Source organism: Photobacterium sp. TLY01, assembly GCF_021432065.1.
GTDB classification, from domain to species: domain Bacteria; phylum Pseudomonadota; class Gammaproteobacteria; order Enterobacterales; family Vibrionaceae; genus Photobacterium; species Photobacterium halotolerans_A.
Map to the genome: position 1 here is coordinate 258867 of NZ_CP090365.1, position 11690 is coordinate 270556.

The 11690-nt window shown below is 51.2% G+C and carries 13 protein-coding genes; 6 read left to right on the top strand and 7 right to left on the bottom strand.

Features of this window, described 5'->3' with window-relative positions; all coding sequences use genetic code 11:
* The first annotated feature begins 279 nt into the window (after positions 1-279).
* Complete coding sequence (locus LN341_RS16765; RefSeq protein WP_234206135.1) at positions 280-516, top strand: hypothetical protein; 237 nt, start codon at positions 280-282, stop codon at positions 514-516.
* Positions 517-596: 80 nt separating this feature from the next.
* On the opposite strand, the gene LN341_RS16770 is transcribed toward LN341_RS16765, so the two are convergent.
* The 4 genes from LN341_RS16770 to LN341_RS16785 all read right to left on the bottom strand — a co-directional run bounded on the left by LN341_RS16770 (position 597) and on the right by LN341_RS16785 (position 5044).
* Positions 597-2048, bottom strand: a complete 1452-nt coding sequence (locus LN341_RS16770) for a bifunctional 2-methylcitrate dehydratase/aconitate hydratase (RefSeq protein ID WP_234206137.1) — start codon at positions 2046-2048, stop codon at positions 597-599.
* 201 nt (positions 2049-2249) lie between these two features.
* Positions 2250-3437 (bottom strand): 2-methylcitrate synthase, encoded by a 1188-nt coding sequence (gene prpC / locus LN341_RS16775; RefSeq protein WP_234206139.1) that lies wholly within the window; start codon positions 3435-3437, stop codon positions 2250-2252.
* Between the two features lie 205 nt (positions 3438-3642).
* On the bottom strand, positions 3643-4317 hold the full coding sequence (locus LN341_RS16780; RefSeq protein ID WP_082095832.1) for a GntR family transcriptional regulator: 675 nt from the start codon (positions 4315-4317) through the stop codon (positions 3643-3645).
* Between the two features lie 223 nt (positions 4318-4540).
* A complete protein-coding gene (locus LN341_RS16785; protein WP_234206141.1) occupies positions 4541-5044 on the bottom strand; it encodes a DUF962 domain-containing protein in 504 nt (167 codons plus the stop codon).
* A 241-nt stretch (positions 5045-5285) separates the two neighbouring features.
* Between LN341_RS16785 and LN341_RS16790 the strand changes: the two genes are divergently transcribed.
* The 4 genes from LN341_RS16790 (at position 5286) to LN341_RS16805 (ending at position 7619) form a co-directional block, all read left to right on the top strand.
* Positions 5286-5690, top strand: a complete 405-nt coding sequence (locus LN341_RS16790) for a GFA family protein (RefSeq protein WP_234206142.1) — start codon at positions 5286-5288, stop codon at positions 5688-5690.
* 24 nt (positions 5691-5714) lie between these two features.
* Positions 5715-5948, top strand: a complete 234-nt coding sequence (locus LN341_RS16795) for a hypothetical protein (RefSeq protein WP_234206144.1) — start codon at positions 5715-5717, stop codon at positions 5946-5948.
* Between the two features lie 275 nt (positions 5949-6223).
* Positions 6224-6847 carry a LysE family translocator gene (locus tag LN341_RS16800; protein WP_234206147.1) on the top strand — a complete coding sequence of 208 codons (624 nt, stop codon included), beginning with the start codon at positions 6224-6226 and terminating at the stop codon, positions 6845-6847.
* Positions 6840-7619 carry a phosphotransferase gene (locus tag LN341_RS16805; RefSeq protein WP_234206149.1) on the top strand — a complete coding sequence of 260 codons (780 nt, stop codon included), beginning with the start codon at positions 6840-6842 and terminating at the stop codon, positions 7617-7619. The genes LN341_RS16800 and LN341_RS16805 overlap by 8 nt, the downstream gene beginning before the upstream one ends.
* A 75-nt stretch (positions 7620-7694) precedes the next feature.
* On the opposite strand, the gene LN341_RS16810 is transcribed toward LN341_RS16805, so the two are convergent.
* Complete coding sequence (locus LN341_RS16810) at positions 7695-9104, bottom strand: PepSY domain-containing protein (protein WP_234206151.1); 1410 nt, start codon at positions 9102-9104, stop codon at positions 7695-7697.
* Positions 9105-9229: 125 nt separating this feature from the next.
* Positions 9230-9580, bottom strand: coding sequence for a hypothetical protein (locus LN341_RS16815; protein WP_234206154.1), 351 nt, complete (start codon positions 9578-9580; stop codon positions 9230-9232).
* A gap of 584 nt (positions 9581-10164) precedes the next feature.
* On the opposite strand from LN341_RS16815, the gene LN341_RS16820 reads away from it, so the two are divergent.
* Complete coding sequence (locus tag LN341_RS16820; RefSeq protein WP_046221659.1) at positions 10165-10578, top strand: aegerolysin family protein; 414 nt, start codon at positions 10165-10167, stop codon at positions 10576-10578.
* Positions 10579-10762: 184 nt separating this feature from the next.
* Here the strand turns inward: LN341_RS16820 and LN341_RS16825 are convergent, their stop codons facing one another.
* Positions 10763-11650 carry a DMT family transporter gene (locus LN341_RS16825; protein ID WP_234206156.1) on the bottom strand — a complete coding sequence of 296 codons (888 nt, stop codon included), beginning with the start codon at positions 11648-11650 and terminating at the stop codon, positions 10763-10765.
* Between the last annotated feature and the right edge of the window lie 40 nt (positions 11651-11690).

The following is an 11690-nucleotide window of genomic DNA, read 5'->3' on the forward strand; positions in this document are numbered from 1 at the left end:
TGATTGTCTGACAAAAATACGACACCTTGACCTCACCGAGCAGAATAGGAAATCAGCCGAACTTGCCCGCATTTTACTGCCGGGGCCATAAACCTGAGATGCACCAGATCAATATTGTTTTCGTTTCTTATCGTGATAAACAAATAACCTGAGTACAGAGACTTGAAGTCCGCTTTTTCGACCTTATATCAATCACAAGAGAGCCATTAGCCTTACTTTAAGTGCGTTTATTTTTTTGAGGGATGACAGGAATATTCCTGCTTGTTGATTGAGGTGAGCATGCTGACGCAACTGCCCAGGCTGCATCTGGAATTCACGGAGTGCAGCCCAACATTCATTGAGTCCAACCGTGACCCATTGACTCCGCCCCATTGGCCAGCCAGCCAGGTCTTTCCGGCCCTGCCGGTCACAGACAGCACGTTTCGGCTGCCCACAGTGCGATTTGTTCTCGTGGTGTCTGCTGAGTACATACTTGAACAGCTGAATAAAGCCATCACCCGGCCTGTGCTTCACTGACAGGTGATCTCCCACTGGCAATCATAAAAACCGGCGCTCAGGCACCGGTTTCTGTACTTGTCAAAGAGACTGCCAGCGCATCAGTTGATGGTCAGCAGCGCCATGAACTCATTGACCGGCGTTGCTTCCAGCGTCGCCTGATCGCTGCACAATGCAAAAATCTTCTCACTCTGCCCGGGGGGAAAGCGGGTCAGCAAGTGACGTTTGAACTTACGCTCCAGTAGCGGAATCCCTTCTTCACGACGACGGCGGTGCCCAATCGGGTATTCGACTGACACTTGCTCGGTACAAGTACCGTCGCTGAAGAAAATCTGAATAGCATTGGCAATCGAGCGCTTGTCTGACTCCAGATATTCGGCGCTGTAACGCTTGTCTTCAATAATTTCCATTTTGCTGCGCAGCACATCGATGCGGCTGTCGCCACGGTGGAAGTCATCTTCGTAGTGTTCAGCAAGCAGATCCCCGTAAATCAAAGGTACAGCAATCATGTACTGCAAGCAGTGATCGCGGTCGGCCGGATTGGCCAGCTCACCGGATTTAGAAATGATACGAATGGCAGATTCATGCGTCGTCACTGTAATGCGTGCGATGTCATCCAGTCGGTCTTTCACCTGATCATGCAAAATCACCGCGCACTCAACTGCGGTCTGGGCGTGGAACTCGGCCGGAAATGCAATTTTAAACAGCACATTTTCCATCACATAGCTGCCAAAATCCTGATTCAGCTTAAACGGCTTACCGTTGAACAGTACATCATAATACCCCCATTGCGGTGCGGTCAGCACAGAGGGCAGACCCATTTCGCCTTTCATAGTGATCATCGCCAGACGTACGGCACGGGAGGTGGCATCACCCGCTGCCCACGACTTACGGGAGCCGGCGTTCGGCGCGTGACGATAGGTGCGCAAGGCACAGCCATCGACCCAGGCCTGAGACACAGCATCGATGATCTGATCCCGGTTTCCGCCCAGCATCCTGGTCACCACAGCCGCCGATGCCACACGGACCAGCAAGACATGGTCCAGCCCGACCCGGTTATAACTGTTTTCCAGCGCCAGTACCCCCTGAATTTCATGAGCTTTGATCATGGCCGTCAGCACGTCGCGCATGGTCAGGGGGGCTTTGCCTTCCGAGACAGAAACACGGCTCAGATAATCGGCCGTGGCCAGAATACCGCCCAGATTATCGGACGGATGGCCCCATTCTGCGGCCAGCCAGGTGTCATTAAAATCCAGCCAGCGAATGATGCAGCCAATGTTAAACGCTGCGGTGATCGGATCCAGCTCATGCGAGGTACCCGGTACACGCGCGCCGTTCAGGACCATCGTCCCCGGTACAGTCGGGCCAAGGTGCTTGGTACATTCTGGAAAACGCAGCGCCAGCAGGCCACAACCCAGCGTATCCATCAGACAGTAACGGGCGGTGTGATAGGCCTCTGCAGAATCAATCCCGGTATTAGCGACGTAATCGGCAATGTTGACCAGCAGTGCATCCGGCTGCGGGCGTTGGTTCAGTTCAACGTTGCGCCTCATTCATCTCCCCTTTTCGTAGCGGGTCATGCGTGTTGCGATTCCCTTTTCAAGGGAGGGAATATTCGTAACCGCAACAAACCCGGGCAGTCCCTCCCCCTTTTCAAGGGGGAGGCCAGGTGGGGGTTACTGAGCACAGAGCCAAATCCGTACGCGCTGTTCGAACCCCACCCTAACCCTCCCCTTGCCAAGGGGAGGGGATATTTAGCGGCGTTGGTCTATCGGCAACCAGTCCTGATGATCCGGGCCGATATAATCTGCACTTGGCCGGATGATACGGTTATTCTCACGCTGCTCAAATACATGCGCGGCCCAGCCGGTCACACGGCTCATGACAAAAATCGGCGTAAACAACTTGGTGGGGATCCCCATAAAGTGATAGGCCGAGGCATGGAAAAAGTCGGCATTGGCAAACAGACCTTTTTCGCGTTTCATGACCGTTTCGACGCGCTCAGACACCGCATAGAAATAGCCATCATCAGCATCGTCCGACAACTGACGCGCCCACTCTTTGATCAATGCATTGCGCGGATCTGAGTCGCGATAAATGGCATGGCCGAAACCCATGATTTTCTCTTTGTTTGCCAGCATGCTGAGAATATGGCTTTCTGCTTCATCCGGAGTTTTCCAGTCTGCGATCATCGCCATCGCTGCTTCGTTCGCCCCGCCGTGCAGCGGGCCACGCAGACTGCCGATTGCCGCAGTGATGCACGAATGCAGATCAGACAGGGTGGAAGCGCAGACACGCGCGGTAAAAGTCGAGGCATTAAATTCATGCTCGGCATAGAGGATCAGCGAGCAATGCATGACCTGTTTGTGCAGCTCTGACGGAGTCTTGCCTGTCAGCATTTCCAGGAAATAGCCGCCGGTGCAATCTTGCTCAGAACTAGCGGTATCGATGCGCTCCCCGTCATGACTGTAGCGATACCAATAACAAATCATCGCAGGCAGCATGGCCAGCAACGTATCAGCTTTATCCGCCTGCTGGCTGAAATCAGTTTCCTGATCCAGGTTCCCCAGCATGGAGCAACCGGTGCGCATCACATCCATCGGATGAGCACTTGCCGGAATCGCTTCCAGCACAGTTTTCAATGCATCCGGTAAACCGCGTCTGGCTTTCAGTGTGGCTTTATACTGATCCAGCTCAGCCTGAGTCGGCAGTTTGCCTTTCAGCAACAGATAAGCCACTTCCTCGAACTGGGCGTTGTGGGCCAGATCGGTAATATCATAACCACGGTACGTCAGACCGGTGCCGGTTTTGCCAACAGTACACAAGGCGGTACTGCCGGCACTCTGACCACGCAGACCTGCGCCGCCCAGGGGTTTATTGAGTGAACTGTCCTTGTTTGCCGTGTTTTCGTTGTCCGCTGTCACTGATTGTGTCGCAGTCATTACAGGCTCCTTTTGTCACGATGAGTCACGGGGAGCGAATATCCGTGCAAACTTCACACGCATACCGTTTCTCCCCCTTGCGCTCATATCATGATAGACAAGATATATAGCGCTAAGCGGGTTTGTCTCAATATCCATCCGAAGCAAGTTGACAGGCTGTCACGTTCCGGCGCACGTCTTGCGGCTAAACGTATTCGGCTGAGGTTCAGCCCTGTTTTAACTGGCTTTCAATCAGTGTTCTGCTGCGCATGATGTGACGGCGCATTAACATTTCGGCCAGCTCTCCATCGCGGTCCTTTATCGCTGCCAGAATCTGTGTATGCTCATTCAATGCCCGTTCGGGACGCGAATGTGAACGGGGCGACTGGTAGCGGTACATGCGCAGCAGGTGGTACAGCTCATCACACAACAAGCTGATTAATTTACTGTTTCGACTGGCTTTGATGATCCGGTAGTGGAAATCGAAATCACCATGCTGGTGAAAATAGGAGGCACCATCGACCTGTTCAATATGGGCCTGATGGGTTTGCAATAAACTTTCCAGTCCGGCAATTTCCTCATCCGTCATTTTTTCACAGGCCTGACGCGCCGCCATGCCTTCCAAGGCTTCCCGAACTGCGTAAATTTCCGCCAGTTTCTGCGGACTGAGATCAACAACCCGTGCGCCAACATGGGGAATGCGCTCAACCAGACCCAGCGCCTCAACCCGCATCATGGCTTCACGCAGTGGCCCGCGGCTGACGGCAAATTGACGGGCCAGCTCAGGTTCAGAGATCTTGCTGCCGGCAGGAAAAACCCCGGTGACAATGCGCTCGACCAGGACTTCCAGCAAACTGTTGGATTTGGTCGGTTCTTTGACAGCATCAGCTTTACTGCGCATCGCAAACGTGGCATCTTGCACACTCTCTACCGAATCAATACTCACCGCACTCTCCACCGATTCAACTCACACTGTTAACAATATTTAACTAATAAGGCAAAAATAGCCCTATAAAAGATAAAAAACAAATCAATTGTCAACATATTATGAAGTAAACACGATATGATGCAGCAGTAATGTGAGGAGGATTGATTCAGAGAGAGGAAGTACGGCTGATCAATAGCTAAGGCTTCATGGGCCCGGCATGCTGTTCAATATGCTTTTCCAGCGATGAAAACCACCCCAGCAAAAAAAGCACTTCAGCCAGGACAAACAAAGGACCAATGATCAAACCGGCCAGATCATCGACAAACGCCGGTTTCTTACCCTCGAAATAATGGCCAATAAACTGAATCACCCAACCCAGAAAAAACACACTCAGGCTAAAGCCCAGCCATCCCAGGACAGGCAGTGCAGCAATTGGTAAAGCTGCGATGATCAGGAGTGACAACCCCCCTGCCATCATCAAACCCATCGGCAGGCTGAGGCGCAGGTAGTACAGCACAGCCAGAAACACAGCAACATAAGCCCCATTGAACTCAATACCGCCCAGTGGAAACACCACTCTGGCAAACAGGCAGATCACAGCAAAGACAATCAAGGGGATACCGACAAAGTGTGTGTATAAATTGCGCTTTGAACGATGATAGCGCGCATACTGGGTCAATTGCTGTTCCAACGTTTTCATTCCATTGTCCTGATATTGTCACCAAGTAATCACTCTAAAACACCGCACAATGTTAACGAAGTGTAAACAATGAATTCTGTGATTTAGACTCGGGTCAGGATAACAATGCGAATTGTAAATAACGATTTGATCAGGTCACGGTCACCTCGGTTTCGCGCTCATTTTTGCATTTACAGGTTAGACAATATGCAATAGTGTTAAATCCAACGTTTAACCGGTTGCGAATAACAAGGAATGTTTAATGCGTCAAATACACGGCAGTTGCCTGTGCGGCACAGTCACCTTTTCACTGGATGACGATTTTTCTCATTTTTATTTGTGCCACTGCGATCAGTGTAAAAAGCTGACAGGTTCAGCCCACGCCTCGAACCTCTTTACCCAACCGCACAATCTCCGGTGGGATCAGGGCGAACAGGCCATCGTGCGATACAACCACCCGACACGTACTTTTTCCAATGCCTTTTGCGGCCAATGCGGCGCGAATCTGCCCTATTTATCCCAAAGCGGAAAAGCCATGATCGTCCCGGCAGGCTCCCTGAACGAGTTACCTGCCAAATCCCCGGACTGTCAGATTTTTTGTGATGAACAGGCCCCCTGGCACAAAGCCGGTATGCAAACCAAACACCTGCCGGGTTTTCCGGAATGATTATTTGGCTTTGAGAAAATATCCATGAATCTTTGTGCTGTTATTTTTGCCGTGGCTGTCTATCAACTCATTGAAGCATTCACCGGGTTTGATGTGAACGTGTTTACCGGTTCCTCTGACTGGCAACAGCTTGCTTTGAAATTGCTCATTTACATGGCGCTGTATGCCGTTTTTGATCAGATTTGGCGTTGGTACAAACGCTCTTTTGTCACCCCCCCATCACGGCTGACCGTCAAAAGCAGAGAGCCTCATTCTTGAGGCTCTCTGAGTTTATCTCATCGAACTGAGCTGAAGAATCTGGCTAAAGCCGGAATGTCAATCTGGCCGTCTTTTCTTACTGGCAAACAGTGCCTGTCATGGGCGTATTCTGCGTGCCATGACCTGCGGACACCTTTCCTGAGCATTTTCTGATTATTTTTGCATCCCGCGCTTGATCTGAGATGCACTCATCTTCATATCAGAAGGGTGCTCGTTTTCTGAGCATCACCCGACACCACGAATATCCGATTCAGCCCAACAGGAGCACTTACACAATGGACTATCTCTACGCTATGGTTCTCTTTGCCGTGTCATCTTCCGTCACGCCGGGACCGAACAATATTATGGTGATGACTTCGGGCCTGAATTTCGGGGTGAAAAAAAGCCTGCCGCTGCTAAGTGGAATCTGTATGGGTTTTGCGATCATGCTGCTTTTGGTGGGCATTGGATTTGGTCAGTTATTTGAGCTGTTTCCCAGCCTGCATTTCATCATTAAATGCCTGGGCGTGCTTTACTTAGTGTATCTGGCCTGGCTGATTGCCCGCTCCGCTGATGTCGGATCGTCCGGCTCACAGGCCAAACCCTTGAGTTTCATCAAAGGCGCACTGTTTCAGTGGATTAACGCCAAAGCCTGGGTGGTCGCTACCGGTGCCATCGCGGCTTTCACCACAGTGGGAGCGGATTTTTACGGTCAGAATATGATGCTGGCGCTCACCTTTTTGCTGGTTTCCTTTCCGTGTGTCGGCGTCTGGCTGATGTTTGGCTCTCTGCTGAAAAAAACACTGACTCAGGACAAATATCGCCGTCTGTTTAACTACACCATGTCCGCGTTGCTGGTTGTCTCAGTACTGCCTGTGATGGGCGAAATTTTAAATCATCTGGCGTCATCACATGGCTGATCGGGAATTAACACAGATGGGGAGCGCTCGGGTATTTCTGAGAACCCACAACGGTAGGCCCTACATTGAAAAACACTATGTCAGCGCTGTTGAGATACGCTTTTATCAGGACATTGCCCCGCACATGAAACTGTGTGGCATTCAAACCCCTGAGGTGTACCACTCTGATGTACTCAGTCGCCGATTACGCCTTGAATATATTCCCCACTCAATTTCTCTGGAAGCATTGAATGCCGACAGGGAAACATTTCGCCAGCTGGCGGCCATTCATTATTTCGCCATACCCGCACAACAGCCGGTTCACTCACACCAATGGACATCCCAGCAGACGGAACAAGCATTGGAACACCTGCAATTACCCGCCGCTGCCGAACAGCAACTGTTGCGTCTTCAGGCAAACTCTGCCGACCTTTTTCTGCCGGTTGCCTGTTTATCCGGCGACAGTAACGCAGGCAACTGGGGGCGGCGCGTTCAGGGTGAGCTGGTTTTATTTGACTGGGAACGATTTGGCCGGGGCAGTCCGGCCATCGATTTAGCCCCCTTGGTGAAGGGCATGGGAAATATCGCCGACTATCAAGCCATTGCCCGTCGATATCTGGCGTATTCAGCATTATTGCCGGAAGACCAGTTAATCCGAGAGATTATCCTCGCCAAAGCCTGGATTGTAGTGGAGGTGGTCAATCTGCTGACAGACAGGGAAAAAGCGTCTGCGCAACAATATCTGAGCTGGTTTCGCCAGGTCGTTCCCGGCTGGCTCAACTTAGCTGCATGATCCGAAAATCATGCCGTCATGGACGAAACACTCGGACAATTCCTCCCCCCTTTTCAAGGGGGAGGGAAATAAAAATCACCCAAAGAATCGTGCGAGTGTCGGGACCCGGCTGAAGATCAAACGGTCGGCGAGCAGCACAATGAAAATCGTGATTCCGGCCAGCGGGAAGCACACGCCCAGAATGGCAATCACAACCATTGCGCCTTTCCACAGTGTCATATTTTTCGGTGCTGGCGGGGCAGAAAGCACACGCTTGCCTTTCGGCCGGCGCAACCACCACATCACGATACCGCTCAGGCTGATCACAATGAATGCCAGGCAGAGCACAGTGTTTGCGGCTTTGTTCCACCAGCCAAAGTCGCCCTCGTGCAGTGCAATGCCCCACGCCATGACTTTTGCCATCGGAGAGTATTGATCGTACCTGATGTCAGCCAGAATCTTGCCTGTGTACTGGTCGATGTGCAGGGTACGGTCCTGCGTCGCATCGTTAATATCGCTACTCATGGTGCTTTGCAGCACGCTGTATGCGCCCAGCTCACCTTTCGGCAGATTGACACGAAATGACGTAAAGCCCTGCTGCCTGGCAAACGAAACAACCGACTCCAGATTCACCTGACCCGCAATACCGTGATGGCCGGCATGAGAACCTGACATCGGCATTGGCGTTTGCTCCAGGTTCCACGGCACTTCTTCCAGCTCGCCGTGGTTCATCTCAGCATGCTTGGCATCCGAGAGCGGCACATCCCCAAATACTCCCGCAGGAAAGCTGTTCCATGCCTGCACCATCTTGCTGCCCCAAATTCCCGACCACGACAGACCCGACAGCAGGAAAAGCAGCAAAAACAGAGATGTTATCACGCCAAGGTTTGCGTGCAGATCGCGCCAGAACGTACGCTTGCCGCTGGCCAGACGAATGCGCAATGCACCGGCTCTGCTCGCGTTGTCTCGCGGCCACCACATGTAAGCACCACTCACAATGAGGATCACGGCAAAACTGGCCGCCAGCTCAATCAGACGATCCCCCAGATCGCCAATCAGCAAGGTGCCATGAATTTCATTGGCCAAGGTGTACAGGTTGTTATCGCGATCTAGCGAGCCCAGCACTTCAGCAGTGTAGGGATTCACGGTGACGAACAAGCCTTGTCCATCGGCTGTCACCACCGCAAAACGAGCAGCATCCTCAGGCTGTTTTGGGGTTAGATATTGATGAATCGTGGCCTGGGGATAGGCTTGCTGAACGGCATTGAGCTGCTGAGTGACAGGCAGGCTTTGAGCAGCCGGTTCGACAAAAAGCAGGTCTTTAAAACGGAGGTTATCGATCGTTCCCGCATAGAGCATCATCAGGCCAGTCACCGCCAGCATGATCAAAAAAGGCACCACATACAACCCAGCATAAAAATGCCAGCGCCAGGCCGTCATGTAGCCGTTACGTTGTTGTGATGGCAGCTTATCCTGCTGCGCCAGAGTCTCGTGATTATGTGTCATTGAGTTTCCTTCCAGTGCGAAAAAATACGCACAATTACACTGTTTCTGTCTGTAAAGCAGAAACAACCAGCATAGAGAAATGTTTGGGAAATACGTAAACCGGGGATCAGGCAGATCGATCCCGGTCAGACCACTGGCGGTGCTCTGGAAGGTGAAAGAAAATAATGCCACTGGCGAGGCATAAACTGATAGGCGCTGACGGGTTGTTCGATCCCTCGTTCACCCAGCCCCAGCCATCTCTCATCAATATGCGCCAGGCTGAAAACACCGATAGGACAGTGCCCCTGGGTATCATGCTTGAGCTGATCTTGACCATCGGCCAGTTTGACGAGTTTGAAACCGCCCAGTGTACACAGGCTGGCCCAGGTGCCCGCAGGCTGATGATGGACATTGACCACAGGCATCGCAATGATCAACAGCCAGCTCAAAAAGCTGGCAACAATCATCATTCTGTGCAGTGGATTCCCGGGGCGCATTGGTACTCTCATCCTTGGTAGCGATTGAATACTAGTGGCTGATAATTCACTTAACAAGAATAAATCGGGAATGATTGATTCATCTGGCAAAAAATGCCTGTGTGGCAGATGGGTTGTCTTCGATGAAGTGCGGCAATAAGTAAAGGGTAGAGGTATGTCGCGCTTGAGTTCAGTGCTTCTCTCAGCTCTGTACTACGCGCGCCAGACACTCTTTGCTCGCCCAAAGAGTGCCCAGAAATGCTTTTGAGTTCTTTGTCGCTGCCCGGGTCGGTAAAACATCAATATGTAGCCCCTCATACCTTGATGGAAATCGACGCGTTTCATCAAATTCGGAAAGTTCATCGCCTTATTCAAAGCAGGAATGTTCGTGCAGAAACCAGGTTCTAAGCCGATATGTAAATCACAACATGATGAATTACTGCAGCTTTAATCCTCTACTCACACATTGGAAACATGCTGTTGTTTTCGGATACCCATGCACTATTTTTATGCTGACTCTCTTAGAGCAATCGCCAGTTCGTGGTTATAAGTTGTCAGCGATAATTCTAGGATTCTTAAACTTAATTGCATTTTAAGGAGCTTACATGGCTTACGCACAATGGGTCAGCTATACCGTCATCGCAGATAACTGCAACCTGCAAGTGAAAAATGCGGAACATAGCTGGGGTAAATTTTATAAGTATGACAATAAAGATGATGAACTGTCGCCTGAAGAAGTGAATGGGCAAGTCGTCGAAATTGGGCAGGAAGGTTTTAATATCGTAAGCTCCTGTGGTCGCTCTGATTCAGCTTCCGGTACCCAAGGTTCGTTTGATCTGTTCGACGGTTCAACAAAAGTCGTGACTCTGGTTTGGGATTGTCCCTGGGGCAGTAAGTCAAACAGCTGGTCTCAAACTGGCCAGAACCGCAATTATGTTGTGTCTGTGACAGGCGGCTCCATGAACTCTGGCGCCATTGGTGTCCTGACTGTGGAAGTGATCAAGAAACACGTCAGCTAAAATAGAAGGCAGTGCGCAATTGTATCGTCCGCACTGCCTTTCTTTTATTCACCGGATAATGACACATCGCAATCACGCTTTGCTGCGCCAAATCTAAATCGCTGCATACATATTCCCCAAATGGCAATCATAAAAAAGCAGCGTTTCCGCCGCTTTTCTTACTACTCATTTGGCTGATTCGCCGTTATGCCGTGACCAGCTTGCTTCGACGGGCTTTCAGTCTCAGCTGGGCAACCGCCACGCCGCAAAGCACCATACCACCGCCGATCAAGTGCACCGCTTCCAGCTGTTCGTTCAGCAGAACACTGGCGATGATAGCTGTAATCACAGGCATCAGATTCATGAACATGGCCGTTTTATCTGCACCCAGCATCTTAATGGCTTTCATCCAGCACCAGGGGGCAATGACCGAGGCCGGAATCGCAGCAAACAGGATCAGCGGCAGCGACTCACCGGTAATGCCGGTCCGCTGGCTGATGAAGAGCATAGGTAAAAGAAACAGGACGGCAAACATGCCCTGAACATACACAGATTGCCAGTTACTCAGCGGCATGTCCCAGCGTTTGATCAGCACGCAGTACAGTGCATACACAAAAGCTGCCAGCAGGAGTAAAGCATCCCCTTGACTCATGCCCTGAGACAGCAACTGAGACGGTTCGCCGTGGCTCAGCATTAATACCAGCCCGCCAAGCGACAGTACAGCGCCCACCATGGCCAGCGGTGACAGCTTTTGTTTCAGGAGCGGTACACTCAGAAACATACTCATCAATGGGACCAGCGACATAATCAGGGCCATATTGGTCGCTGTGGTGGTCGGCGCGGCAAAATACCCCAACGACTGGTTCAGCACCATGCCCAGAAACGCCAGCAATGCCAGCTTTGACAGATACGGTTGAATGACTGACCACTGACGAATCACAGAAGTAATCACAAAAGGGGTCAATGCCAGCATGGCAAAAAACCAGCGGTAAAAGGCGATCGCTCCCGGATCGATTACGCTGTAGGAAAGTTTGTTAACAATGGCATTCCCTGCCCAAATTGAAACTGTCAATAAGGGAAATAAGTAGATCATGCGTTGCCTTCGCTGAGATTACAGAAAAATACGCTGTACG